Here is a 25,366-nt window from a genome sequence, read left to right on the forward strand (position 1 = left end):
CCGCCTCAGGTCACAGCAGGGCGAGGCAGAGTTCCGTCTTGCCATAGCCGAACTCGTACTGGATCGTGCCGAGATGGCGAAGCGTCAGCGCGTCACCGGCATCGAGCCAGACGAGGCCGACGCTGCTCGACGATCCCGCACCTCCGATATGGCTCAAGACATCCGCCGTACCATTGCGGCTCACATGGACCGTGTGGGTGCCGGTGCTGATCGCCCGGACGGAGAGCGACAGAAGGTAAAGGCCGGAGGTCGGAACGATGAGCGGGCGCCCATTGCCTGAAGAAAGAAGCGAGCCCAGCGAAACGTCTCCGCCCGAAAGATGCAGCGTGTCGAAGCCGGTGAAGCTGCCGGCGACAGGTGTCAGCGTTACCGTGTTGAGTGCGGCGCGGGCGAGGGGACGCTGGTCTTGGCGGACATAGCCTTCCGGCGTCACGCTGATTGCCTGACGCCAGCCGGTCACATCACCATTCACCTTGAGGGAAAAGCGATCCTCGCCGGCGAGACCCATTTCGGCGCGGCCCTGCCAGTTCGACTGGAAGATCAGGCTCGCCGTCTCTGACGTGCCTGATTTGTTGACCGTCAGGCGATGGCTGTCGCCGGCATGGTTGAGGAGGGTCGCGGGGGACGAGACCGACAGCCTGTTGTAACTGTCGGCATCGGCGGCAATCCCGAGGCGGTCGAAGCGGGCCGCATCGGGCAGGGGCGTGTCGATCCAGTCCGTCCCGTCGTAGAGCTTTAATCGCTCCTCTTCGAGAAAAACAGCCGACCAGCCGGGCTTCGGCGCAATGAAGACCCAGACGCCATCCTGAAACAGCGCAAGCGTCCCGGCATGACCTGTCCACAGACCGGTGGCAGGAGCGATGACCCAATGCACTTCCCCCTCGGCGGGTTCTGCCGGCGGATTGGTTGCGCTGGTTGCGACAACCATCTGCACCAGCGCGTCGAGCCGCTGGAGTGCTTCGTTGTGGGTCACATGCTTCTGCGCCTGCGCGGGCAGGATGAAGGGCAGGGCGAGATTGGCAGTTGTGTCGGACATGGTCGCTCCTTCGGTTTCGGCTGCCAAGGCAGCGCGGGTGAAGGAGCAAGTCTCCGTCATGTCCGACGGTGGGGGACGAAAATCGCAAGCCCCCTTTGAATTCACTCAGGAAATCAAAAAAGTCATCCCCGCTCTTGCGGGCGTCCCGTGGCGATGAAAGGCGGGTTTTCGAAGGCGCGCAGGCCGGCCAGACGCTTTCCGTAGGTCAGGGGGGCGCCGTCTTCGGTGGAGACCATGCCGCCCGCGGCCCGCAAGACCGCGTCTCCGGCGGCCGTGTCCCATTCCATCGTTGGACCGAAGCGGGGATAGATGTCGGCCAGGCCTTCCGCCACCAGGCAGAATTTCAGCGAGGAGCCGACCGTCTTGCGCTCCATGATCTCGGACTTGCGGATATAGGCTTCCGTCGCCTCGCAATTGTTCGAGCGCGAGACGAGGGCGGCGGGCGAGGGGCTCTTCTTGCGCGCCGCGATCGGCAGACGGGCGATGATCGCATCCTTGTGGTCGAGCTTCACCTTCTCGGCTTTGCCGGCGCCGCCGAGGAACAGGGCGCCGAGGGCCGGGGCGTAAACCACGCCGAGAACGGGTGTTCCGTCCTCGATCAGGGCAATGTTGACGGTGAAATCGTCATGGCCGCCGATGAATTCGCGCGTGCCATCCAGCGGGTCGACCAGGATGAACCGGCCGCCGCTGATGTCGGGAATGCGGCCGGCGGCGACTTCCTCCTCGGCAACGACCGGAATTTCAGGCAGATCGCGCGACAGCGCATCCAGGATCACACGTTCGGCAGCCTCGTCGGCTTCGGTAACCGGCGACTTGTCGCTCTTCAAGCGCACATCGGCCCCGGCTCTATAGATGTCCAGAATGACCCGGCCTGCGGCGATCGCGCTCGCTTCAAATAGTCCGAGTATGTCTGTCCTGTCACGCACCTGAACCGGGCTCCCGATCACATCCTCTCCGGTGTAGCGCCGTCATCGCTGCTTGGAAAGTGCGCGCTGTCTCAGCGCCCGTTCAGCACCTGATGTTTCTGTGCTGCACTGCAATCAAACCTGTGTTCCATGTCTCAAACAGCATAGTTTTTGTCCTGATCGCGCTTGCTCTTTGTGACACCTATGCGAATGTGACGCGACATTTGCAGAGGTTGTTCGATGCGTTATTCCGCCCTTTCGATCTTCCGCCAGGCGCTTTCCGGCAACCGGAACTGGGCGCCGATGTGGCGCGAGCCGCAGCCGAAACCGCATTACGACGTCATCATCGTCGGGGGCGGCGGGCATGGTCTTTCCACTGCCTATTACCTCGCCAAGGAATTCGGCATCACCAATGTCGCGGTCATCGAGAAGGGCTATCTCGGCGGCGGCAATGTTGGGCGAAATACCACGATCATCCGCTCGAACTACATGCTCGAGGGCAACGAGCCCTTCTACGAATTCTCCATGAAGCTGTGGGAAGGCCTGGAGCAGGACTTCAACTACAATGCCATGGTTTCCCAGCGAGGCATCATCAATCTCTTTCATTCGGACGGCCAGCGCGATGCCTATGCGCGGCGCGGCAATGCGATGATGATGCATGGAGTGGCTGCCGAACTGCTCGACCGCGAGCAGGTCAAGGCGATGATGCCCTATCTGAATTTCGACCATTCGCGTTTCCCGATCCTCGGTGGCCTCCTGCAGCGGCGCGGCGGAACGGCCCGCCATGATGCCGTTGCCTGGGGTTATGGGCGAGGTGCTGATGAGCGTGGCGTCGATCTCATCCAGCATTGCGAAGTGACCGGCATCCGCCGCGACGAGCTCGGCCAGGTGACCGGCGTCGAAACGACCAAGGGTTTCATCGGCTGTAACAAGCTGGCGCTGGCGACGGCCGGCCACACGTCCGTCACCGGCAAGATGGCGGGGCTCGATCTGCCGATCGAGACGCATGTGCTGCAGGCCTTTGTCTCGGAAGGCATCAAGCCCGTGATCGACAACGTCATCACCTATGGCGCCGGGCACTTCTATATCTCGCAGTCCGACAAGGGTGGCTTGGTCTTCGGTGCCGACATCGACTACTATTCATCCTATGCCCAGCGCGGCAATCTCGCGACCGTCGAGCATACGATCGAGGAGGGCGTGTCGCTGATCCCCGGTCTGTCCCGGGTACGCGTGCTGCGCGCCTGGGGTGGCGCCATGGATATGTCGATGGATGGTTCACCGATCATCGACCGCACGCCGATCGACAATCTCTATCTGAATTGCGGCTGGTGTTACGGCGGCTTCAAGGCGACGCCGGCTTCCGGCTTCTGCTTTGCCCATCTGATTGCCAAGAACGAACCCCATCCTGTCGCCCGCCTGTTGCGCCTCGACCGCTTCGAACGCGGCTTTGCCGTCGACGAAGGCGGCAAGGGTCCACAACCGAACCTGCATTGAGACATCGCCATGGCCAGCCTGATTACCTGTCCGCATTGCGGCGTCCGTCCCAAGGAAGAGTTCAGCATTCGCGGTGACGCGAGCCCGGTGCGCCCGGCGCCCGGCGCATCCGACGATGCGTGGAACGCCTATGTCTTCATCCGCGACAACCCGAAAGGGCGGATCATCGAACACTGGCATCACACGACCGGCTGCCGGCGCTGGCTGGTGGTCGAGCGCGACAACGCATCGAGCCATGAGGTCTATAGCGTGACGGATGCGAGTTACTACGCGAAGGAGAAAGCCCGATGAGTGGTTACCGGCTTTCCTCCGGCGGGCTCGTCAACCGCGCGCGCACGCTGTCCTTCACCTTCGATGGGCAGACCTATACGGGTTATGAGGGCGATACGCTGGCCTCGGCCCTGATCGCCAACGACCTGCTGCTGGTCGGGCGCTCCTTCAAGTATCACCGTCCGCGCGGCATCGTGACGGCAGGCTCAGCGGAGCCGAACGCGCTTGTGACGATCGGCAAGGATGGCCGCACCGAGCCGAATACACGGGCGACCGTGGCCGAGCTCTATCAAGGGCTTGAGGCCAATAGTCAGAACCGCTGGCCGTCGCTGAAATACGATGTCGGTTCGGTCAACAGCCTGTTGTCGCCGTTTTTGTCGGCCGGCTTCTACTACAAGACCTTCATGTGGCCGAAGGCATTCTGGGAAAAGCTTTACGAGCCGATCATCCGGAAAGCCGCGGGCCTCGGCAAGACGCCGTTCCTTCCCGATCCGGACCGCTACGAAAAGGCATGGGCGCATTGCGACCTGCTGGTGATCGGGGCCGGCCCCGCCGGCCTGATGGCAGCGCGGGCTGCGGCGCGCGCGGGGCTTCGGGTCATCCTGGCGGATGAAGGCTTCCGGCTTGGTGGTTCACTGCTTTCCGAGCGCGTCACCGTTGGCGGTGTGTCGGCAGCAGACTATGCTGCCTCCGTCGTCGAGGAGGTGAAGAGCCTTCCAAACGTCACGCTGATGCCGCGCACCACCGTGTTCGGCTGGTATGACGACAATGTCTTCGGGGCCGTCGAAAAGGTGCAGAAGCATGTGGCGCAGCCTTCGGGCGAGCTGCCGGTCGAACGCGTCTGGCGCATCGTCGCCAAGCGGGCGATCCTCGCCTCGGGTGCGGAAGAGCGGCCGTTGGTCTTCGGCGGAAACGACAAGCCAGGCGTGATGACCTCGGGTGCTGTCAGGACCTATCTCAATCGCTATGGCGTGGCCGCGGGCCAGAACGTCGCGATTTTCACCAATGGCGGTGCGGGTTATCGCACAGCGGCCGATCTTGTCGCTGCCGGTGTGGGTGTGGCTGCAATCATCGACGGGCGGACCCATTATAATGATGTTGGGCCCTCCGGCGTGCGTGTCATCCGTGGCGGCTCCGTCATCGACACCAAGGGGTATTACCGGGTCAAGGGGCTAATCGCCGAGCGCATGGGCCATCAGGAAGAGATCGCCTGCGATGCGCTCGCCATGAGCGGCGGCTATAGCCCGATCGTGCATCTCGCCTGCCAGCGCGGCGCCAAGCCCATCTGGTCGGACGAGCACCAGGCCTTCCTGGCGCCCGATGTGGGGCAGGGGCTGCGGATCGCTGGCTCGGCTGCCGGCCATGCCTCCTTGGCCGCCGTGTTGCGCGATGGTGCGGATAAGGCCCATGAGGCGATCGGCGATCTCGGCCGTCTCGTCGGCAATGTCGACGTGCCGCAAGTCGAGGGCGAATATGATGCGAGCTTTGCGCCGCTCTGGTATGTGCCGGGCGCCAAATCCAAGGCCTTCGTCGACTTCCAGAACGATGTGCATGTGAAGGACTTAAGCCTTGCCCAGCGCGAGGCCATGGGCCATGTCGAGCACACCAAACGCTACACGACCGGCGGCATGGCGACCGATCAGGGCAAGCTCGGCAATGTCGCGACGATCGGCATCATGGCCGGCATGCGTGGCGTGTCGCCTGCCGAAATCGGCACCACGACCTTCCGGCCGTTCTATACGCCTGTCTCCTTCGGCGCGATGGCGGGCACTTCGCGCGGGGAACATTCGCGCCCCGTGCGCACCTCGCCGTTGCATGGCTGGGCGAAGAAAAACGGCGCTGTCTTCGTCGAATCCGGCCTCTGGTATCGCTCCTCCTGGTTCCCGCGCGATGGCGAGAAGACCTGGCGCGAAGCCGTCGACCGAGAAGTCCTGAACATCCGCGCCAATGCCGGGATCTGCGATGTCTCCACCCTCGGCAAGATCGAGATCTTCGGCAAGGATGCGGCGGAATTCCTGAACCGCGTCTATTCCAATGCCTTCCTCAAGCTGCCGGTCGGCAAGGCGCGCTATGGACTGATGCTGCGCGAAGACGGGATGATCTACGACGACGGCACGACGAGCCGGCTGTCGGACGAGCATTTCTTCATGACCACGACGACGGCCTATGCCGGCGAGGTGATGACGCATCTGGAATTTTGCGCCCAGGTTCTCTGGCCGGATCTCGATGTGCGCTTCGTCTCCTCCTCAGATCAGTGGGCGCAGATGTCGGTCGCGGGTCCCAAGGCGCGGATCATCCTCGAGCAGATCATCGAGGATGATATCTCCGACGAGGCCTTCCCCTTCCTGTCGGCCCGCGAGGTGCTGCTCAAGGGTGGCTTGAAGGCGCGGCTCTTCCGCATTTCCTTCTCCGGCGAACTCGCTTTTGAAGTGGCAGTGCCCGCCAATTACGGCGAAGCGGTCGCCGATGCGATCATGGCGGCCGGCAAGCCGCATGGCATCTGCGCTTACGGCGTCGAGGCGCTCAACGTGCTGCGCATCGAAAAGGGCTTCATCACCCACAGCGAAATCGACGGACGCACAACGCCCGACGATGTCGGCCTCGGCAAGATGTTCTCGACCCAGAAGCCCGACTTCATCGGCAAGCGGCTGTCGAGCCGCTTCGGCCTGACCGCTGCCGATCGTCCGCAACTCGTCGGCCTGAAGCCCGTGGATCGGGACAAGAGTTTCGCTGCCGGTGCGCATCTTCTGAAGGAAAACATCAAGCCGTCGACGCTCAACGACCAGGGTTGGGTGTCCTCCGTCTGCCATTCGCCGACGCTTGGCCATACGATCGGGCTTGCCTTCCTGAAATCCGGCCGCGAGCGGCTGGGCGAGAAGATCGTCGTCTGGGACGGCTTGCGCGGTTCGGAAGTGCTGGCCGAGGTCGTCAGCCCCGTCTTCTACGACCCCGACAACAAGAAACTGAACCTGTGAGGATCCTGCCATGCCGGTGACCTTTTCCGCCCGTCACGTGCTCGAGGACCACATTTCCGGTTTCGAGGCGACGCCGAACCCTCATCATCTCGCCATCCTGCGGGCCGTCTCCGTGTTTTCCGTGCTCGCCCGTTCCGGCCATGAGGCCGATATCGACGAGACGCTGACCAATCTCGAAGACGTGCATGTCCGTTTCTGCGGACCGGGCGAGTGGCTCGTCGTCAGTGAGACCGTTGCCGCTGATACGATCGCGCGGCAGCTGTCTGACCTCGGCAGCCCCCGCGCCGCCTTCGTTGACCAGAGCGACGGGTGTGTGGTGCTGCGCATCCACGGTCCAAAAGTTCGGGCGATCCTCGCCAAATGCACGGCGCTCGACCTGCATCCCGATCTCTTCGAAATCGGCCAGTCAAGCAATTGCCAGATCTGCCATGTCGGCGCGAACCTTGCGCGCACAGGGCAGGACGCGTTCGAGATCATCGTGATGCGCAGCTTTGCCGGCTTCCTCTTCGACGAGATGCGCGAGATGGGGCGAGAGTTTGCGCTAACGGCGGGGTTTGCGTGAGGGGCTGACCCTTCCTATGTTCGGGTGAACTGCCTGCGCTGTTTCTGCGTTTCAGGCAGAAAGGATCCCGCCACCCTCATGTTTCATCTCATGTTTTCGCTGCCATGGCTCATCGTGGCGTCCCGTTTCATCGCCCCCTTGCCGTGGCCGTGGTGGGTGAGGCTGCTGCTGGCAGTCTTCCTGCTGTTTGCCTCGCAATATCACCTGTTCAGCCGCTTCACCTCCGGATCGGTCTTCGCGCCGGAATTTCCGCGGCCGCTGGTGATCGGCTTCAACCTGTTTTTCGGGGCGATCGTGCTCCTGGCCGCGATGCAGGTGGTCCTCGATATCATCAGCATTCTGATTTTTGCCGTCACCTGGTCCTTCCCGGCCGTGCCCCCGGTAGTGCGCTATGGCATGGGGATCGCGGCGCTTGCGCTCGCTAGCTTCGGCATCAGCCAGGCGATCCGGGTGCCGCCGGTGAAGCGGATCGAGGTCAGCATTCCCGGCCTCTCACCCGATCTCGACGGTTACCGGATGGTGCAGTTGACGGACATGCATATCAGCCGGCTGTTTACCGGCCGATGGGCCAGCGCCGTTGTTGAAAAGACCAACGCGCTCGATGCCGATCTCATTGTCATCACAGGCGACCTGATCGACGGCAGTCTCGACATCCGGCGGGAGGATATCGCGCCTCTTGCGGGCCTTAGCGCGCGGGATGGGGTGCTGACCGTGCCCGGCAATCACGAGTATTTCTTCGAGGTGGATCGCTGGCTTGACCATTTGCCGTCGCTCAACATGCGGATCCTCGCGAATGAGCATGCGGTGATCGAGCGCGGGGAGGGCAAGCTTGTCATTGCGGGTGTGACCGATCTTTCGGCCCGGTTTACCGGGGCGGTCGAGCCTGACCTCGGCAAGGCGCTTGAAGGTGCCCCTGCCGATGCGCCCGTCATCGTTCTCGATCACCAGCCGCGGCTGGCCGAGCGGGCGGCGAGCCACGGTGTTGCCCTCCAGCTGTCCGGTCATACCCATGGTGGCATGGTGCGCGGGCTGGACCAGATCGTCGCCCGCGCTAATAACGGTTTCGTTTCGGGCTTCTATCAGGTTGGTCAGATGCAGCTCTATGTGAACAATGGCACAGGGCTCTGGCCGGGCTTTGCGCTCCGGATCGGTGTGCCGGCGGAGCTGACGGAGTTCACGCTGCGGCGGATGTAGGCCATCCACAATTACAAACGAAAAAGCATCAGCCGCCGGTTTGTCACCGGCGGCTGATGCGTTTCGGAGATCGTGTCAGGCGGCGGCTGTTTTGGTGACCGTTGACGGTCCGAAGGTGAAAATGGCGATTGCGGCTGTTGCTACGGCGCACGCGGCCATGACGCCAATCATGGGAAGGGCGGTTCCATCGTCGAGAACGCCGATGGTGAAGCTGCAGAGCGCGCCGGCGCCGAAGCCGAGGGCACCCATCAAGGCCGCTGCCGTGCCCGAGATCGCGCCATGGGATTCCATGGCGAGGATGTTGCAGGTTGGCATGATGCCGCCGACGCCCATGACCATGATGAAAAGCAGGATGCAGACCGGGACCAGCGAGGCGATGCCGGCCAGCTGCAGGCCCAGCAGAATGAGGCCGGCGGCCGCGTAGATGGTCGCGCTCAGCTTGACCACGCCTCGCACGCCGATCCGCTCCGCAAGGCGGGGGGCAAGCTGCGCGCCCATGCCGATGCCGATGGCGTTCAGGCTGAAGATGACCGAATAGGCTAGCGGCGAGAGGCCATAGACATTGATCAGCACGAAGGACGAGCCGGCGATATAGGCGAAAAAGCCGCCCTGGGCGAGCGCGAGTGCGCCGGCATAGGGAATGAAGCTGCGGGTAAAGAGCAGGCGACCATACCAGTGCAAGGCGTCGCCCGGGCGGCTCATGGCGCGCAGTTCGGGCATGCGGGTTTCCGGCAGCATGGTGATGGTGATGACGGCGACAACCACGCCAAGCGCACCGAGGAGCGCGAAGATCAGCCGCCAATCGCCCATCTGCAGCACGAGGCTGCCGAGCAGGGGCGCCAGTACCGGGGCGATGCCGAGCACAAGCACGACCATGGACATCAGACGGGCGGCAGCCTGTCCGGTATGCACGTCACGGATCGAGGCGGTGGCGATGACCATGCCGATCGAGCCGCCGATGCCCTGTAGGAAGCGGAAGACGAGGAGCCCCGTGGCGCCGGTGGAGAGCACGCATCCGATCGAGGCGAGAACGAAGATCGCCAGCGCCAGATAGATCATCGGCTTGCGACCGGTCTTGTCGGAGACGGGACCGTAGAACAGCTGGCCGAGCGTGAAGCCGGTGAAATAGGTCATCATGCTTAGCTGGATGTTGGCATCCGTTGTGGCGAGGTCCTTTGCCATGCGGGGCATGGCGGCTACATACATGTCGGTCGCAAAGGGGCCAAGAGCACAGACGGCCCCCAGCGCGATGGCAAGTGCGGTGTTCTTGTTCTGCATGGTCTTTGTCTCTTCGGCGGCGGGGGTTGAAACGTGGAATTGGAAACGATATCGTTTCCTTGGGAAGATAGGAAACGCAATCGTTTCTTATTGTCAACCGGAATCTTGTGGGATGGCAGGCATGACGACGGCTTCAGCAACGGTGGGACGGCCCCCAAGCCTCGCGGACGATGACCGCAAGGCCTTGATATTGCAGGCAGCGGAGACTGTTTTCGACAGTCTCGGTTATGGCGATGCAACGATGGAAGAGGTGGCGCGCGCCTGCGGCATGGCTAAGAAGACGGTTTACAAGTTCTTCCCGGACAAGGCCTCGCTCTTCGGAGCGCTGGTCGACAGCCATGATGTGGCTGTCATCGACAGCCGCGCTGCGACGGGTGAAGAGCAGCCGGAGGCGCGTCTGGTCCGGCTCCTGGAGGATGTCGCTGCAGCGATCCTCTCGCCCCGCCAGATCACGCTGACACGGTTGGTGATCGCGGAGTCGATAAAATATCCGGAGCTTGCGCAGCGCTTCTACCGGGATTGCGTCGAGAAGACGATGAGCCATGTTGCACAGGCACTGGCCAGCGATCCGTCACTTCGCCTGCCGCGTGGCCTCGATAACAAGACTTTCGCCGACATGCTCGTCTCGACGCTGCTCGGCTCCATCCATCTGCGCGCGCTGATGCTTAACCTGTCCCGCGAAGCCCTGGAGGAGGAATTAAGCGGGCGGGTGCCGCTGGTGATGGATCTGATTGTCCGGAGCTTGCCGGCGCGCTGAGCCGCGGGCAGGGGAGATGAGAACCGCCCGCACTGGCAAGCGCGGGCGATCGGGAGTTTCAACGGAGGCGTTCTCCGGTGCGCAGGATCTGCGATCCGGTGTCAGGAGGCCGCGCGATAGGCGGGCTGTCCGAGACGGGCAGCACGCTCGGCCGGTGTCCAGACGTCTTTGCCGCCTTCCCGGATCTCGCTGCGGCGGTTCAGCTTGAAGCGCTTCACGAGGTCTGCGAGCACGCTTGCCCCGTCCGATACGGCTCGGCTGATCTCGGTCGATTGCGTCACCATGGCCGCGTTGGCCTTGGTCATGTCGTCGACGTCGCTGACGGCACCATTGATGGCTTCGAGAGCGGCTGTTTCTTCCGCTGCCGATCGCGCGATGCGGTCGACATTCTGATCGATATCGGAGACGAACTTCTCGATCTCCTGGAGAACGCGCCCGGTCTCGCCGACGAGGCGGACGCCCTCCTGCACCTCGGTTGCGGAGGTGTTGACCAGGGCCTTGATTTCCTTGGCTGCATTCGCCGATCGCTGGGCGAGTTCACGCACTTCCTGCGCGACGACGGCAAAGCCCTTGCCGGCTTCGCCCGCGCGGGCGGCCTCGACCCCGGCATTCAGCGCGAGCAGGTTGGTCTGGAAGGCGATCTCATCGATCACGCCGATGATCTTGCCGATCTCGTTCGAGGCGCCCTCGATGCGCTCCATGGCGCTGACGGTATCCTTGACCACGGCGACGGAGGAGGTGGCAGCCGTGCGGGCTTCCATGGCGATCTTGCGGGTTTCCCGAGTTCGCTCGGTTGCCGTCCTGAGCTTGTTGGTCGCCTCGGAGAGGGCCGCTGCCGTCTGCTCGAGGGCCGCGACCTGCTGATGGGTGCGGCCGGAGAGTTCCTCGGCCGAATGTTTCATTGAACTGCCGTTGCGCGCAAGTTCATAGGTCTGGTCGAGCACGCCCGAAAGGGTCTGCTGGAAGGCGCCGACCGAGGCGTTGAAATCGCGGCGAAGCGGCTCAAATTCCGCGCTGAACGGCTGGTCGAGCGTCATGCGGATATTGCTGTCGGCGAGGCGGCCGAGGCCGGCGCCGAGTTCCTCGATCACCCGGATCCGCTCGGTGACGTCGGTCGCAAACTTCACAACCTTCAGCACCTTGCCGTCGGTGTCCATGATCGGATTGTAGGAAGCCTGGATGTTGATCCTCTTGCCACCCTTGCCGAAGCGGGTGAACTGGTCGGTGACAAAGCGGCCTTCGCCAAGGCCCTTCCAGAAGTCGCGATACTCGATCGAGGCCGCGTAATCCTTGTCGCAGAAAATGGAGTGATGGCGCCCGACGATTTCCGACAGGCTGTAGCCCATGGCGCGGAGGAAATTCTCGTTGGCGTGCAGGATTTCGCCCGTCGGGGTAAACTCGATGATGGCCTGGGCGCGATCGAGCGCTGTCAGCTTGCCTTCGGCATCGAGCGACTTCAGCTTCATGGCAGTGATGTCGGTGGCGAACTTGACGACCTTGTGCGGGCGACCACCCTTCAGCACCGGATTATACGTCGCCTCGATCCAGATTTCGCGGCCGCCCTTGGCCACGCGCTTGTATTGTCCCTGGCCGAAATTGCCGGCGGCGAGGTTGCGCCAGAACTGCTTGTAGTCGGCGGAGGCAGCTTCGGTCGCGGTCACGAACATGCGGTGATGCTGGCCGACGATATCGTTCAGCTGATAACCGAGCGCCTTCAGGAAGTTCTGGTTGGCGTGGAGAATGCGACCTTCGAGGTCGAATTCGATGATGGCTTGGGATTTTTCGAGGGCGTCAAGAATGGATCGGGCATCGCTGCCAAAGGCGAAAAAGGACATACGCATCTCTGGGTTCTAAAACGCGGCCAGGAGTTCATTGCCGCCCGCAGATGATTATATCTGCTAACTTACCGAACCCTTAAAAATTGGTGGAATTGTCGTGTTAGGTTGACACATTGCCCGGACAGGGCCGCCGCGCTGAGAACATTGCCTGTCATCCATGCGACATCTTTCGTCGCAGCATGGTCTTCTGGCTTTCATGCGCGCGATCTAGCTTTGCGACATCAATCTTTGCTGCCAAGGGGAGCGTTTTTCAATGAAGAGCCATGCGCGTGTCGTCGTCATCGGCGGGGGTGTCGTCGGGTGTTCGGTCCTGTACCATCTGACCAAGTTCGGCTGGACCGATGTGGTGCTGCTCGAGCGCTCCGAGCTGACCTCTGGCTCCACCTGGCACGCGGCCGGCGGCATGCACACGATCAACGGTGACCCGAACGTCGCCAAGCTGCAGAAATACACGGTCGAGCTCTACAAGGAGATCGAGGAATATTCTGGCCAGGATATCGGCCTGCACATGACCTCGGGCCTGATGCTCGCCGCCACCAAGGAGCGCTTCGACTGGATGAAGTCGCTGCTCGCCAAGGGCAAGTATGCCGGCGGCGAAGCGACGCTGATCTCGGCGCAGGAAGCCTATGAAATGATGCCGCTGCTTGACCCCAAGCAGTTCGTCGGTGCGGTCTTCGATCCGCATGAAGGGCATCTCGACCCTTACGGCACCACCCATGCCTATGCCAAGTCGGCGAAGAAGAACGGTGCGGAAATCTATCTGCACACCAAGGTCGAGGATCTGGTGCAGCTCGAAGACGGCACCTGGCGTGTCATCACCAACAAGGGCGAAATCCGTGCCGAGCATGTGGTGAATGCCGCCGGTCTCTGGGCGCGCGAAGTCGGCCGCATGGTCGGGCTGGAACTGCCGGTGCTGGCCATGGAGCATATGTATCTCATCACCGAGGACATGCCCGAGGTGATCGAGTTCAACAACACCACCGGCAAGGAGCTCATGCACTGCGTCGACTTCGATGGCGAGATCTATATCCGCCAGGAGCGCAACGGCATGCTGATGGGCACTTATGAGAAGGATTGCCGTCCCTGGTCGCCCATCGAGACGCCCTGGACCTTCGGCCATGAGCTCCTGGCGGAAGACCTGGAGCGCATCACCAATGAGCTGGAAATCGGCTTCCGCCATTTCCCCGCCTTCAACAATGCCGGCATCAAGAAGATCATCAACGGCCCCTTCACCTTCTCGCCGGATGGTAACCCGCTGGTCGGTCCGGTGCGCGGCATGACGAATTTCTGGTCGGCCTGCGCGGTCATGGCCGGCTTCTCCCAGGGCGGTGGCGTGGGGCTCGCGCTTGCGCAGTGGATCATCGAGGGTGATCCGGGCTTCGATGTCTTTGCCATGGATGTCTGCCGCTACGGCGATTACGCGACGCTGGCCTATACCAATGCCAAGGTGCGCGAGAACTATTCCCGCCGCTTCTCGATCCGTTATCCGAACGAGGAGCTGCCGGCTGCCCGTCCGCTGCTGACCACGCCGATCTATGACAAGTTGAAGGAAGCCGGTGCCGTCTTCGGGGCCTCCTATGGTCTGGAGACGCCGCTCTGGTTTGCGCCTGAGGGTGTCGAGGACAAGTTCTCCTGGCGCCGCTCGACCGATTTCGAAGCGGTCGGTCGCGAAGCCAAGGCTGTGCGTGAGAGCGTCGGCCTGATGGAGACCTCCGGATTTGCCAAATACATGGTGAGCGGGGAGGGCGCGCGCGACTGGCTGGACCACATGCTCGCCTGCAAGCTGCCGGAGGTTGGCCGCATGGCGCTCGCCCCGATGCTGAACGAGGCCGGCAAGCTGATCGGCGACTTCACGGTCGCCAATCTCGACGACGAGGACTTCCTCGTGATCGGCTCCGGTATCGCCGAAGACTATCACATGCGCTGGTTCGAGAGCCATTTGCCGGAAGACGGCTCCGTCGATGTAGAGGCGCTGAACCTGAGCCTGGTCGGTCTTTCGATCGCGGGGCCGAAGTCACGCGACGTGCTGGCCAAGCTCACCCATCTCGACGTCTCAGATGCGGCGCTGCCCTTCATGGCGATCCGCGAGATGGATCTCGGCATGGCACCTGTCATGCTGGGTCGCGTCAGCTATACCGGCGATCTCGGCTACGAGATCTGGATGCGGCCGGAATACCAGCGCTACGTCTTCGAGGCGCTGATGGAGGCAGGCGCCGAGTTCGGCATTTCTCTCTTCGGTCTGCGTGCGCTCAATGCGCTGCGCCTGGAAAAGAGCTTCGGCAGCTGGTCGCGTGAGTATCGCCCGCTTTACGGGCCGCTCGAGGCCGGACTGTCCCGTTTCGTGGCGCTGAAGAAGGAAGCGAGCTTCATCGGCAAGCAGGCGGCAATGGAGGAGAAGCTGTCCGGCGGCGCGCTCCGCCTGCGCACCTTCATCGTCGACGCCAAGGATGCCGATGTGATCGGCGACGAGCCGATCTCCTACAAGGGCGAGGTGCGCGGCTGGGTGACCTCGGGCGGCTTTGCTCATCCGAGCGGCGTATCCGTCGCCATCGGCTATGTTCCAAAGGAGATCGCGGACGAAATCGAGGGCTGGAGCGTGGAGATTCTTGGGGAAATCCTGCCGGCTCGCCTGCAGCCTCAGTCGCTTTTTGACGCCAACGGGTCGCGAATGAGAAACTGAACCGTTTTCGGCAAAAGTGGGCTTGCATTAGTTCCCACACATGAAGAGCAGGTCGCCTCGCGCGACCTGCTGATTTCCTAAGCTTTTTCTGCTGCTTTTTTGTGTGACCTGTCATTTCCCGGGTCAAACCACCTGTTAACAGTAACATTTTGTCTGATGCATGCCTTTTTGGCTTCACATTTTCGGACAAAGCGATATGGAATCCCCCGACGCCTATGCCCGCAAGGGATAACAAAATGAGACGCAACAGTAAGGCGCGTCCGGGGGATAATATATGGAGTACTTTGCCCAGCAGCTCATCAACGGGCTGACTCTTGGTTCCATCTATGGCCTTATCGCTATCGGCTATACGATGGTCTACGGCATCATCGGCATGATCAACTTTGCCCATGGTGACATCTTCATGCTTGGCGGCTTTGCCGCTCTCATCGCCTTCCTGGTCCTGACATCCTTCTTCGCTGGCGTTCCCGTAGCGATCGCCCTGTTTGTGATGTTGATCGTCGCGATGCTGATGACCAGCCTGTGGAACTGGGTCATCGAACGGGTTGCCTATCGGCCGTTGCGCGGTTCGTTCCGCCTTGCGCCGCTGATCACGGCGATCGGCATGTCGATCGTTCTGTCCAACTTCATCCAGATCTCGCAGGGTCCGCGCAACAAGCCGATCCCGCCGCTGGTCAGCGATGTCCTGCATTTCGGCAACATCACCATCGCGCTCAAGCAGGTGATCATCGTCCTCGTGACCGTCGTTCTGCTCGCCGCCTTCTGGTATATCGTCAACAAGACCCCGCTCGGCCGCGCTCAGCGCGCCACGGAGCAGGACCGCAAGATGGCGGCTCTGCTCGGCGTCGACGTTGACCGCACGATCTCCATCACCTTCGTGATGGGTGCGGCGCTCGCGGCTGTCGCCGGCACGATGTACCTGATGTATTACGGTGTTGCGTCGTTCCATGACGGCTTCATTCCGGGCGTCAAGGCCTTCACCGCCGCCGTTCTGGGCGGGATCGGCTCCCTGCCGGGCGCCGTGCTCGGTGGCCTGCTCATCGGTCTGATCGAGTCGCTCTGGTCCGCCTATTTCAGCATCGCCTACAAGGACGTCGCAACGTTCGGCATCCTCGCATTCGTGCTGATCTTCAAGCCCACCGGCATCCTCGGACGTCCGGAAGTCGAGAAGGTTTGATCCCATGACTACTTCTGCAAACGTAAATGGTGCCGCGTCGTCCGGCACAACGGCGCGCGCCCTCAAGGAAGGCCTATACGCGGGTATCATCGCCCTTGGCCTGTTCTGCCTCTATATCGGCATCAAGACCGATCAGAACATGGCCAATGAGCTGGTGTGGTACACGCGTCCGGGTCTGCTCGCCTCCTTCGTCGTGATCGCCGCCGTCGGTCGCTTCGCCATGGTCGCCTTCATCGCGCCGTGGTTTGCGGCTCGCCGGGAAAAGAAGTCCGCTTCCGTTCCCGTGCACGAGATCGACGCCCAGCCGTCTTTCTTCAAGGCGCATTTCCTGAAGATCGCGCTCGTCGCGCTCATCCTCTACCCGCCGGTCATCGTTGCGCTGACGGGTGTTCAGGGCTCGCTCAAGTATGTCGACAACTTCGGCATCCAGATCCTGATCTACGTAATGCTTGCGTGGGGCCTCAACATCGTCGTCGGTCTCGCCGGTCTGCTCGATCTCGGCTACGTCGCCTTCTATGCGGTCGGAGCCTATTCCTACGCGCTGCTGGCCCAGAACTTCGGCCTGTCCTTCTGGATCCTGCTGCCGCTGGCCGGCATTCTTGCCGCCTTCTGGGGCATCATCCTCGGCTTCCCGGTGCTGCGTCTGCGCGGCGACTACCTCGCCATCGTGACGCTCGCCTTCGGTGAAATCATCCGACTGGTGCTGATCAACTGGCAGGACGTGACCCGCGGTACCTTCGGTATCTCGAGCATTCCGAAGGCCACCTTCTTCGGCCTCGAGTTCAACGCATCGCCGGATGGCTTTGCCAAGACCTTCGGCCTGCCGATGTCGTCGGCCTATTACAAGATCTACCTCTTCTACGTGATCCTGGCGCTGTGCTGCCTGACGGCCTATGTCACGATCAAGCTTCGCCGCATGCCGATCGGCCGTGCGTGGGAAGCGCTGCGTGAAGACGAGATCGCCTGCCGCTCGCTCGGCATCAACACCGTCACGACCAAGCTCACCGCGTTCGCGATCGGTGCGATGTTCGGTGGCTTTGCCGGCTCCTTCTTCGCCGCCCGTCAGGGCTTCGTCTCTCCGGAAAGCTTCGTCTTCCTTGAATCGGCTGTCATCCTTGCCATCGTCGTTCTCGGCGGCATGGGGTCGCTGACGGGGATCGCCGTTGCAGCCATTGTCATGATCGGCGGCACGGAAGCGCTGCGCGAGATGGAGTTCCTCAAGGTCATCTTCGGCCCCGACTTCACGCCGGAACTGTACCGCATGATCCTCTTCGGCCTTGCCATGGTCGTGGTCATGCTGTTCAAGCCGCGCGGCTTCGTCGGCAGCAGAGAGCCGACGGCCTTCCTCAAGGAACGCAAGGCCGTCTCGGGCAGCTTCACCAAGGAGGGTCACGGCTGATGGCCTCCGGGAACACGACAATGAGCAATGACACGATCCTGAAAGTCGAGCATCTGTCGATGCGTTTTGGTGGCCTCATGGCCATCAACGACCTGTCCTTCGAAGCCAAGCGCGGCGAAATCACCGCGCTGATCGGGCCGAACGGTGCCGGCAAGACCACGGTCTTCAACTGCATCACCGGCTTCTATCGGCCGACCATGGGCATGATCAGCCTGACGCAGAAGTCCGGCGACACCTATCTTCTCGAGCGCCTGCCGGACTTCGAGATCCCGAAGAAAGCCAAGGTGGCGCGGACGTTCCAGAACATCCGTCTCTTCTCCGGCCTCACGGTTCTCGAAAACCTTCTGGTGGCGCAGCACAACGCCCTGATGAAGGCGTCGGGCTACACCGTGCTCGGCCTGCTCGGTCTGCCGGCCTACAAGAAGGCCGAGTCGGAATCGATCGAGAAGGCGCGCTACTGGCTCGAGAAGGCGGACCTCATCGAGCGTGCCGACGATCCGGCGGGTGATCTTCCCTACGGCGCGCAGCGTCGTCTGGAGATCTGCCGCGCCATGTGCACGGGGCCTGAGCTGCTCTGCCTGGACGAACCGGCCGCCGGTCTCAATCCGAAGGAATCTCTGGCGCTCAACACGCTGTTGCGCGCGATCCGCGATGAAGGCACCTCGCTGCTCCTGATCGAGCACGACATGTCCGTCGTCATGGAGATTTCCGATCACGTCGTCGTCCTGGAATATGGCCAGAAGATCTCCGACGGCACGCCTGATCACGTCAAGAACGACCCGAAGGTCATCGCGGCCTATCTGGGTGTCGAGGATGAAGAATTGGAAGAAGCGATCCACGAAGTCGAAGCCGTAGCGGGAGGAGAGCACTGATGTCCTCTCAACCGATACTCAAAGTTTCTGGCGTCGAGACCTATTACGGCAACATCCGCGCGCTCGCGGGCGTCGATGTCGAAGTGCACAAGGGTGAGATCGTTTCGCTGATCGGTGCCAACGGTGCCGGCAAGTCGACCCTGATGATGACCATCTGCGGCAGCCCCCAGGCGCGTGCCGGTCAGGTCATCTTCGACGGGGAAGACATCACCAAGCTGCCGACCCATCTGATCGCGCGCCGTCGCATTGCGCAGTCTCCGGAAGGTCGCCGCATCTTCCCGCGCATGACCGTCCTGGAAAACCTCCAGATGGGCGCGGGCCTTGACGATCTGAAGTTCTTCAAGGAGGACGTGGAGAAGATCTTCACCATGTTCCCGCGCCTGAAGGAGCGTCAGAACCAGCGTGGCGGTACCCTGTCCGGTGGTGAGCAGCAGATGCTCTCGATCGGCCGCGCGCTGATGTCCCGTCCGAAGCTCCTGCTTCTCGACGAGCCGTCGCTCGGTCTGGCACCGCTGATCGTCAAGGGCATCTTCGAACAGATCAAGCGGCTCAACAAGGAAGAAGGCCTGACCGTCTTCCTCGTCGAGCAGAACGCTTTCGCCGCACTGAAGCTTTCTGACCGTGCCTATGTCATGGTCAACGGCAAGGTGACGATGAGTGGCTCGGGTAAGGAACTGCTGGCCGATCCTTCGGTCCGCGCGGCCTATCTCGAAGGCGGCCATCACTGAGCGCGGGGAGTAATTGACATGCAAGGTTTGTTTTTCGAAAGCGACACGACCGTCCGTCTCGTGCTGCGTTTCCTCGTTCTGCTCCTCGGTTTCTGGACCGCCTGGCGCACAGGCAAGGCCGCGGCCGATGGCTGGAACGGCTATGGCACGGTCTTCGTCTATGTGCTCGGACTGGGTTTTGCGATGCGGTTCCTGCACTTCTCGCTGTTTGCCGGACCGTTCCTGAGCCCCTTCTATTACGTCATCGACGTGGTGCTTCTGATGGTGTTTGCCGTGGCTGGTTTCCAGGCGCGCCGCACCACGCAGATGGTCGACAACTACTACTGGCTCTACGAGAGAACTTCGTATTTCTCGTGGAAGAACAAAGATTGACAAGCCGTTGTTTTCTGTCGCAGATTGGCGACAGAGGGCTGCGGCTTGGTAAAAAACAAGGCTTCGGCCACATACAAAGAGTGGAACAGTTTTCCGGCGCAGTCACAGCGGGTATTGCGCAGGGTTTTTATCCTAAACCCGCACAAAAAACTTGGGAGTAACAATATGAAGAAGTCTCTCCTTTCGGCAGTTGCGCTGACGGCCATGGTCGCCTTCAGCGGCAACGCTTACGCCGAAATCCTCGTCGGCGTTGCCGGCCCGCTCACGGGTCCGAACGCCGCATTCGGCGCACAGCTCCAGAAGGGTGCCGAGCAGGCTGCTGCCGACATCAACGCCGCCGGCGGCATCAACGGCGAGCAGATCAAGATCGTTCTCGGCGACGACGTCTCGGACGCCAAGCAGGGCGTTTCGGTCGCCAACAAGTTCGTAGCTGACGGCGTCCAGTACGTCATCGGTCACTTCAACTCCGGCGTTTCGATCCCGGCTTCGGAAGTCTATGCCGAAAACGGCATCCTGCAGATCACGCCTGCTTCGACGAACCCGAACTACACCGAGCGCGGTCTGTGGAACACCTTCCGCGTTTGCGGTCGTGACGACCAGCAGGGTGCGGTTGCCGGCAAGTACATCGCCGACAACTTCAAGGACGCCAAGGTTGCCGTCGTTCACGACAAGACGCCTTACGGCCAGGGTCTTGCCGACGAAACCAAGAAGGCAATGAACGAACTCGGCGTGACCGAAGTAATCTACGAAGGCATCACCGCCGGCGAAAAGGACTACTCGGCTCTGATCGCCAAGATGAAGGAAGCCGGCGTATCGATCGTCTACTTCGGCGGTCTGCACACCGAAGCTGGCCTCATCATGCGCCAGATGGCTTCGCAGGGCCTCGACGCAACCCTGATGTCCGGCGACGGCATCACCTCGAACGAACTCGCTTCGATCGCCGGTGACGCAGTTGACGGCACGCTGATGACCTTCCCGCCGGACCCGCGCAAGAACCCGAACGCTGCTGACGCCGTCAAGAAGTTCCGCGACGCCGGCTTCGAACCGGAAGCCTACACGCTGTACTCCTATGCAGCTCTCCAGGTCATCGCTGACGCTGCCAAGGCTGCCAGCTCGACCGATCCGGAAGCCGTTGCGACGGCTCTGAAGGGAAAGGGCCCGTTCACGACCGTTATCGGCGAACTGTCCTTCGATGCCAAGGGTGACATCACCCGTCCGGACTACGTCATGTACACCTGGAAGAAGGGCGAGGACGGCAAGTACTCGTACTTCCAGGACTAATTCGATCCTTCATCGGACCGACGGAAAGCCCGGCCCCGCGCCGGGCTTTCTGCGTTCGGGGGAGAGGATTTAGGCAGTAGCTAGTAGTCAGTGGGGAGTGGGGAATTGGACGTCTGCGCGCTCAATCGCGGCCCATGCAATTGACGCTTGCAGCTTCGTTTCGGCCGACGGATTCTCACTGCCTACTGCCTACTGCCTACTGCCTACTGCCTACTGCCTACTGCCTACTGCCTACTGCCTACTGCCGCTCAGGTCTCGCGCAGCACATCCGCTGCCTTGACGGCGGCCGAGGCGCGGTTTTCGACGCCGAGCTTGGCGTAGATCTGCTCGAGATGCTTGTTCACCGTGCGGGCGGATAGCCCGAGGATCTCGCCGATATCGCGGTTTGCCTTGCCCTTGGCGATCCAGAGCAGGACTTCGCTTTCGCGGTGCGTGAGGCCGAAGCGTTCGCGCAGCATCTCGTCCTCGCTCTGGCGGTTCGCGGAGGTGAGGCGGAAGAGATATTCGTCTGCCCCGATCGTGCCGAGCAAGGAGAGCGTGAGGGGAAGGCCGGTGGCGCCGGGGAAGGGGAAGCTGGAGTCCGATTGCGCCGACGTGCCGGCGCGGCGAGCCTGCAGCCAGCTGGCGGCGGCCCTGGCGACGTCGCCGATGCCGTCGGCATGGCCGGTCGCGGTCTCGATCAGCCGGTTGGCCTGCGGGGTCGTCCAGTGGACCTGACCGTCGCCGCGGATGGCCAGCAGATGCCGGCCGGCGGCATCGAGCGCAACACGGGCGCTTTGGGCCGAACGCGCGTTTGACAGATGGACGCGGATGCGTGCGCGCAGTTCATCGATGTTGATGGGCTTGGTGAGGTAGTCGACACCTCCCGATTCCAGCGCCTTTACCACATGTTCCGTCTCGGTCAGCCCGGTCATGAAGATCACGGGGACCTGGGCCACGACCGGATCCGCTTTCAGCGAGCGGCAGGTTTCGAAGCCGTCCATGCCGGGCATGACGGCATCGAGCAGGATGAGGTCGGGGCTGATGCGGGCGACGATCGAAAGCGCCCCGTGTCCGGATGTGGCGATCAGGACTGAATAGCCCGACGCCTCCAGCGTCTCGGTGAGAAAACCCAGCGCATCGGGACTGTCATCCACCAGAAGCACGATATCGCGGCGGCTCGCCTCAGCCATGGATCGGCTCCCTGCCGGTTTCGAAGGAGGTCAGGAAGCTGCGCAGGCCCGCCAGGTCGAAGGCCTGCACATAGGCCCGCGCCGCGTCGACGAAGGCCCTGTTGTCTCCCAGCCCGCCAAGTTCGGCGAGTTTTGCCTCGATGCCGCGGACATAACCGATATCGCAGAGGCTGATCAACTCCTCGATATGGCTCGGTCCTGGCGATACAGGTTTGTTGGGCAGGATGGCCGGTTGCAGCAGACGCGGATCGTCGGCATAGATCCAATCGAGACCGAGGAAGCGGGCGAGTTTGTCGCGCAGGCGGGTGATGTCGACAGGCTTGGTGATTGCGTCGTCATGGCCTTCGCCACCCGGGGCCGGGGCATCGCCGACATTGGCCGAGAGCATGAGGATCGGTGCCTTCTGGCCGGCATCGCGCAGCTTTTCCACGAGCTGCCAGCCGTTCATGCCCGGCATGGAAATGTCGACCAGAAAGAGATCGGCCTTTACGCCCTCGATCAGCGTCAGGCACTCCGGGCCGCCCGCGGCGGTCAGCACAACGAAGTCGAGCGGCGCCAGCACCTCCCGCATCAATTCGCGATGATCCTCGTTGTCGTCCACAACCACGATGGTACGGCGGGGACCTGTATAGGAAACGATCTTGCGTTCGGGGGCGGGTGCTGTGTTCGGCCGGTCGATCGCAGACAGCATCAGCCGGACCTTGAAGGTCGAGCCCTTGTCGCGTTCGCTGGTGACGGAGATCTCGCCGCCGAGCGTGTTGGTCAGAAGCTTGGTGATCGTGAGCCCGAGCCCCAGGCCCGGCATGGGGCGCACATTGTCGGCCTCGCCGCGCTGGAAGGGCTCGTAGATCCGGTTCAGGTCCTTCTCCGAAATGCCGCGCCCGCTGTCGCTCACCGTGAAGGTCGCAACCTGGCTGCGATAGTCGACGTCGAAGCGGATCGTTCCTTCATCGGTGAACTTGATGGCGTTGGAGAGCAGGTTGACCAGGATCTGGCGCAGGCGGCGCTCGTCGGTGCGGACATAGAGCGGCAGGTTTCGCGAGCGCTGGTGCTCGAACAGAATGCCTTTGGCGGCTGCCTGCGGGGCAAACATGTCGACCAGCTGGTCGAGGAAGTCCTGGATGTTGACCTCGTTCGAGAAGACCTGCAGGCGGCCGGCCTCGATCTTGGAAATATCCAGAAGGCCGTCGATCAGGCCGGAGAGGTGATCGGCGGAGCGCCGAATGACCTTGATCGCCGATTGCCGGGGCACGGGGATCGTGTCGTCCCGCTCAAGGATCTGGGCATAGCCGAGCACGGCATTCAGCGGTGTCCTGAGTTCATGGGAGAGGCCGACGACATAGCGGCTCTTGGCGCGGTTTGCGGCCTCCGCCGTTTCCTTCGCATTCTGCAGGGCCGCGTCCGTCTTGCGGTGGGCGGCAATTTCCTTGAGCAGCAGCGTGTTCTGGCGTGAAGATTCCTCTTCGGCCACGACGCGGCTGTCATGGGCGAGCACGTAGAACCAGGAGACGATGCCGGCGATGATCGCGAAGATGAAGAAGACGACCGTCACCGTGCGGTTCACCACATCGGTCATGGCGGGCGTGGCGGCGTTCACCTGATGGGCGATGACCGCCAGGATGACGCCGATCAGGGAAATCGACATCATCGCGGTCACGGCATAGCGGCCGAGGCGCGTGGAGAAGGTCTCGATCACGGCTTCAGGCAACAATGTCCTGGCGACCGTTGCGGCCTGGGCGTTGATCTTCGCATGCGGCTTGCACATGTCGTGGCAGCGGCTGTCGAGCGTGCAGCAGAGCGAGCAGATCGGCGCTGCATAGGCCGGGCACCAGGCCATGTCCTCCGGCTCGAAAGGGTGTTCGCAGATCGAGCAGGTGATGCCGGTCTGGTTCTTCCAGCTGTAGCGGGGTTTGCGGGCCAGGTAGAACTTGCCCTCCGTCCACCAGGCGATGAGCGGCGAGATCAGGAAGGCGACCAGCGTCACATAGGTCGAGAGCGATGCCATGAGGTCGCCGAAGGCGCCGAAATGCGCGGCAAGCGCGAGGCCCGCCGAGAGCGCCATGGTGCCACAGCCCACGGGATTGACGTCGTAGAGATGGGCGCGCTTGAACTCGATGCCGGGGGGCGAGAGGCCTAGCTTCTTGTTGACGAAGAGATCGGCGGAGATGGCGCAAAGCCAGCTCATGGCGATGATCGAGAAGATGCCGAGGGTTTCTTCCAGCAGACCATAGATGCCGAGCTCCATCAACAGAAGCGCGATCGCGACGTTGAAGACCAGCCAGACGACGCGGCCCGGATGGCTGTGCGTCAGGCGCGAGAAGAAGTTCGACCAGGCGAGCGAGCCCGCATAGGCGTTCATCACGTTGATTTTGAGCTGCGAGATGACCACGAAGCCGGCCATCAGCAGCATGGCGGCGGTTTCGTTTGGCAGCATGTAGCCGAAGGCTGCGACATACATGTGCGCGGGATCGGCGGCTTCGCTGATCGGCACGCCGGTGGAGAGCGTCAGGACTGCGAGGAAGGAGCCGGCCAGCAGCTTCGGCACGCCGAGCACGACCCAGCCGGAACCGGCGAGGAAGATGGCGATGCGGTGATGCAGCTTGCGCGCACCTTCCGGTGGGAGGAAGCGCAGGAAGTCGACCTGCTCGCCGATCTGCGGCATCAGCGCCAGGATGACGGCGGAGGCGGCGCCGAATTCCAGGAGGTCGAAGGGGGCGGCCTGACCAAGATGAGCGTTGGAATGGTTGATGCCGGCGAAGGCGCGCCAGAGGTCGATCTTCTCCCAGTCGAGAAAGGCGATGAAGACGAAAGGCAGGATGTTCAGCACGATCCAGAACGGCTGGGTCAGCAGCTGGAATTTCGAGATCATCCGGATGCCGTAGGTCACCAGCGGCAGGACGACGACAGCCGAAATGATGTAGCCGAGCCAGAGCGGAATGCCGAAGGCGAGCTCCAGCGCCTTGGTCATGATCGAAGCTTCGATGGCAAAGAGCATGAAGGTGAAGGCGGCGTAGATGAGCGAGGTGATCGTCGAGCCGATATAGCCGAAGCCGGCGCCGCGGGTCAGAAGGTCGATATCGACCCCGTGGCGGATGGCGTAGCGGCTGATCGGCACGCCGACGAGCAGCATCAGGATGGCGGCGACAATGATCGCAAAAAAGGCGTTGGTGGTGCCGTAGGCGATGGTAATCGTGCCGCCGATCGCCTCGAGTGCCAGAAAGGATATCGCGCCGATCGCGGTCTGGGAAATGCGGCTCGACGAGAATTTCCGGGCGCTCTTGGCGGTGAAGCGCAGCGCATAGTCTTCCAGCGTCTGGTTGGCGACCCAGCGATTGTATTCGCGGCGGACGGGAATGATGCGTTGGCGTGCCGGCAT

At 62.2% G+C, this 25,366-nt stretch carries 19 protein-coding genes; 13 read left to right on the plus strand and 6 right to left on the minus strand.

What is annotated here, in order from left to right:
- Positions 1–10 precede the first annotated feature (10 nt).
- Together FAA86_RS02790 and cysQ are read right to left on the minus strand one after the other, a co-directional pair.
- Positions 11–1,036 carry a DUF2793 domain-containing protein gene (locus FAA86_RS02790; RefSeq protein WP_136538241.1) on the minus strand — a complete coding sequence of 342 codons (1,026 nt, stop codon included), beginning with the start codon at positions 1,034–1,036 and terminating at the stop codon, positions 11–13.
- Positions 1,037–1,158: 122 nt separating this feature from the next.
- Positions 1,159–1,962: a 3'(2'),5'-bisphosphate nucleotidase CysQ gene (gene cysQ, locus FAA86_RS02795; RefSeq protein ID WP_136538242.1), complete on the minus strand. Its 804-nt coding sequence runs from the start codon at positions 1,960–1,962 to the stop codon at positions 1,159–1,161.
- Positions 1,963–2,181: 219 nt separating this feature from the next.
- On the opposite strand from cysQ, the gene FAA86_RS02800 reads away from it, so the two are divergent.
- The 5 genes from FAA86_RS02800 to FAA86_RS02820 all read left to right on the plus strand — a co-directional run bounded on the left by FAA86_RS02800 (position 2,182) and on the right by FAA86_RS02820 (position 8,436).
- Entirely contained in the window at positions 2,182–3,435 is a 1,254-nt protein-coding gene (locus tag FAA86_RS02800) for a sarcosine oxidase subunit beta family protein (protein ID WP_136538243.1), read from the plus strand.
- Positions 3,436–3,444: 9 nt separating this feature from the next.
- The gene (locus FAA86_RS02805) at positions 3,445–3,726 is read left to right on the plus strand and encodes a sarcosine oxidase subunit delta (RefSeq protein WP_136538244.1); all 282 of its coding nucleotides are present in this window, start codon (positions 3,445–3,447) and stop codon (positions 3,724–3,726) included.
- On the plus strand, positions 3,723–6,680 hold the full coding sequence (locus FAA86_RS02810) for a sarcosine oxidase subunit alpha family protein (RefSeq protein WP_136538245.1): 2,958 nt from the start codon (positions 3,723–3,725) through the stop codon (positions 6,678–6,680). Before FAA86_RS02805 ends, FAA86_RS02810 begins: the two co-directional genes overlap by 4 nt.
- A gap of 10 nt (positions 6,681–6,690) precedes the next feature.
- On the plus strand, positions 6,691–7,242 hold the full coding sequence (locus FAA86_RS02815; protein ID WP_136538246.1) for a sarcosine oxidase subunit gamma: 552 nt from the start codon (positions 6,691–6,693) through the stop codon (positions 7,240–7,242).
- A gap of 78 nt (positions 7,243–7,320) precedes the next feature.
- Positions 7,321–8,436: a metallophosphoesterase gene (locus FAA86_RS02820; RefSeq protein WP_136538247.1), complete on the plus strand. Its 1,116-nt coding sequence runs from the start codon at positions 7,321–7,323 to the stop codon at positions 8,434–8,436.
- Positions 8,437–8,511: 75 nt separating this feature from the next.
- On the opposite strand, the gene FAA86_RS02825 is transcribed toward FAA86_RS02820, so the two are convergent.
- Entirely contained in the window at positions 8,512–9,714 is a 1,203-nt protein-coding gene (locus tag FAA86_RS02825; protein ID WP_136538248.1) for a multidrug effflux MFS transporter, read from the minus strand.
- A gap of 121 nt (positions 9,715–9,835) precedes the next feature.
- On the opposite strand from FAA86_RS02825, the gene FAA86_RS02830 reads away from it, so the two are divergent.
- A complete protein-coding gene (locus FAA86_RS02830; RefSeq protein WP_167494861.1) occupies positions 9,836–10,471 on the plus strand; it encodes a TetR/AcrR family transcriptional regulator in 636 nt (211 codons plus the stop codon).
- A 101-nt stretch (positions 10,472–10,572) separates the two neighbouring features.
- On the opposite strand, the gene FAA86_RS02835 is transcribed toward FAA86_RS02830, so the two are convergent.
- Positions 10,573–12,306: a methyl-accepting chemotaxis protein gene (locus tag FAA86_RS02835; protein WP_136538342.1), complete on the minus strand. Its 1,734-nt coding sequence runs from the start codon at positions 12,304–12,306 to the stop codon at positions 10,573–10,575.
- A gap of 256 nt (positions 12,307–12,562) precedes the next feature.
- On the opposite strand from FAA86_RS02835, the gene FAA86_RS02840 reads away from it, so the two are divergent.
- The 7 genes from FAA86_RS02840 to FAA86_RS02870 all read left to right on the plus strand — a co-directional run bounded on the left by FAA86_RS02840 (position 12,563) and on the right by FAA86_RS02870 (position 20,818).
- Positions 12,563–14,989: a GcvT family protein gene (locus tag FAA86_RS02840; protein ID WP_136538250.1), complete on the plus strand. Its 2,427-nt coding sequence runs from the start codon at positions 12,563–12,565 to the stop codon at positions 14,987–14,989.
- Between the two features lie 274 nt (positions 14,990–15,263).
- Entirely contained in the window at positions 15,264–16,166 is a 903-nt protein-coding gene (locus FAA86_RS02845) for a branched-chain amino acid ABC transporter permease (protein WP_136538251.1), read from the plus strand.
- 4 nt (positions 16,167–16,170) lie between these two features.
- Positions 16,171–17,565, plus strand: coding sequence for a high-affinity branched-chain amino acid ABC transporter permease LivM (livM, locus tag FAA86_RS02850; RefSeq protein WP_136538252.1), 1,395 nt, complete (start codon positions 16,171–16,173; stop codon positions 17,563–17,565).
- Positions 17,565–18,437 (plus strand): ABC transporter ATP-binding protein, encoded by an 873-nt coding sequence (locus tag FAA86_RS02855; protein ID WP_113458420.1) that lies wholly within the window; start codon positions 17,565–17,567, stop codon positions 18,435–18,437. Before livM ends, FAA86_RS02855 begins: the two co-directional genes overlap by 1 nt.
- Positions 18,437–19,165 (plus strand): ABC transporter ATP-binding protein, encoded by a 729-nt coding sequence (locus tag FAA86_RS02860; RefSeq protein WP_136538253.1) that lies wholly within the window; start codon positions 18,437–18,439, stop codon positions 19,163–19,165. The genes FAA86_RS02855 and FAA86_RS02860 overlap by 1 nt, the downstream gene beginning before the upstream one ends.
- 18 nt (positions 19,166–19,183) lie before the next feature.
- Complete coding sequence (locus FAA86_RS02865) at positions 19,184–19,537, plus strand: DUF6867 family protein (RefSeq protein ID WP_113458418.1); 354 nt, start codon at positions 19,184–19,186, stop codon at positions 19,535–19,537.
- Positions 19,538–19,702: 165 nt separating this feature from the next.
- The gene (locus FAA86_RS02870; RefSeq protein WP_136538254.1) at positions 19,703–20,818 is read left to right on the plus strand and encodes a branched-chain amino acid ABC transporter substrate-binding protein; all 1,116 of its coding nucleotides are present in this window, start codon (positions 19,703–19,705) and stop codon (positions 20,816–20,818) included.
- A gap of 248 nt (positions 20,819–21,066) precedes the next feature.
- Here FAA86_RS02870 and FAA86_RS02880 read toward each other — a convergent pair whose 3' ends face one another.
- On the minus strand, positions 21,067–21,990 hold the full coding sequence (locus FAA86_RS02880; RefSeq protein WP_113458416.1) for a response regulator transcription factor: 924 nt from the start codon (positions 21,988–21,990) through the stop codon (positions 21,067–21,069).
- The gene (locus FAA86_RS02885; protein WP_136538256.1) at positions 21,983–25,366 is read right to left on the minus strand and encodes a hybrid sensor histidine kinase/response regulator; all 3,384 of its coding nucleotides are present in this window, start codon (positions 25,364–25,366) and stop codon (positions 21,983–21,985) included. The genes FAA86_RS02880 and FAA86_RS02885 overlap by 8 nt, the downstream gene beginning before the upstream one ends.

The sequence above is a fragment of the Rhizobium rosettiformans W3 genome (genome assembly GCF_004912135.1).
GTDB classification, from domain to species: domain Bacteria; phylum Pseudomonadota; class Alphaproteobacteria; order Rhizobiales; family Rhizobiaceae; genus Allorhizobium; species Allorhizobium rosettiformans.

What these genes read in the sequence shown, in the direction of transcription:
- livM (WP_136538252.1), top strand. Translation starts at nt 16,171, where the DNA reads ATGACTACTTCTGCAAACGTAAATGGTGCCGCGTCGTCCGGCACAACG.
- FAA86_RS02830 (WP_167494861.1), top strand. Translation starts at nt 9,836, where the DNA reads ATGACGACGGCTTCAGCAACGGTGGGACGGCCCCCAAGCCTCGCGGAC.
- FAA86_RS02815 (WP_136538246.1), top strand. Translation starts at nt 6,691, where the DNA reads ATGCCGGTGACCTTTTCCGCCCGTCACGTGCTCGAGGACCACATTTCC.
- FAA86_RS02800 (WP_136538243.1), top strand. Translation starts at nt 2,182, where the DNA reads ATGCGTTATTCCGCCCTTTCGATCTTCCGCCAGGCGCTTTCCGGCAAC.
- FAA86_RS02840 (WP_136538250.1), top strand. Translation starts at nt 12,563, where the DNA reads ATGAAGAGCCATGCGCGTGTCGTCGTCATCGGCGGGGGTGTCGTCGGG.
- FAA86_RS02885 (WP_136538256.1), bottom strand. Translation starts at nt 25,366, where the DNA reads ATGCCGGCACGCCAACGCATCATTCCCGTCCGCCGCGAATACAATCGC.
- FAA86_RS02835 (WP_136538342.1), bottom strand. Translation starts at nt 12,306, where the DNA reads ATGTCCTTTTTCGCCTTTGGCAGCGATGCCCGATCCATTCTTGACGCC.
- FAA86_RS02805 (WP_136538244.1), top strand. Translation starts at nt 3,445, where the DNA reads ATGGCCAGCCTGATTACCTGTCCGCATTGCGGCGTCCGTCCCAAGGAA.
- FAA86_RS02855 (WP_113458420.1), top strand. Translation starts at nt 17,565, where the DNA reads ATGGCCTCCGGGAACACGACAATGAGCAATGACACGATCCTGAAAGTC.
- FAA86_RS02790 (WP_136538241.1), bottom strand. Translation starts at nt 1,036, where the DNA reads ATGTCCGACACAACTGCCAATCTCGCCCTGCCCTTCATCCTGCCCGCG.
- FAA86_RS02810 (WP_136538245.1), top strand. Translation starts at nt 3,723, where the DNA reads ATGAGTGGTTACCGGCTTTCCTCCGGCGGGCTCGTCAACCGCGCGCGC.
- FAA86_RS02825 (WP_136538248.1), bottom strand. Translation starts at nt 9,714, where the DNA reads ATGCAGAACAAGAACACCGCACTTGCCATCGCGCTGGGGGCCGTCTGT.
- FAA86_RS02870 (WP_136538254.1), top strand. Translation starts at nt 19,703, where the DNA reads ATGAAGAAGTCTCTCCTTTCGGCAGTTGCGCTGACGGCCATGGTCGCC.
- FAA86_RS02865 (WP_113458418.1), top strand. Translation starts at nt 19,184, where the DNA reads ATGCAAGGTTTGTTTTTCGAAAGCGACACGACCGTCCGTCTCGTGCTG.
- FAA86_RS02860 (WP_136538253.1), top strand. Translation starts at nt 18,437, where the DNA reads ATGTCCTCTCAACCGATACTCAAAGTTTCTGGCGTCGAGACCTATTAC.
- FAA86_RS02820 (WP_136538247.1), top strand. Translation starts at nt 7,321, where the DNA reads ATGTTTCATCTCATGTTTTCGCTGCCATGGCTCATCGTGGCGTCCCGT.
- FAA86_RS02880 (WP_113458416.1), bottom strand. Translation starts at nt 21,990, where the DNA reads ATGGCTGAGGCGAGCCGCCGCGATATCGTGCTTCTGGTGGATGACAGT.
- FAA86_RS02845 (WP_136538251.1), top strand. Translation starts at nt 15,264, where the DNA reads ATGGAGTACTTTGCCCAGCAGCTCATCAACGGGCTGACTCTTGGTTCC.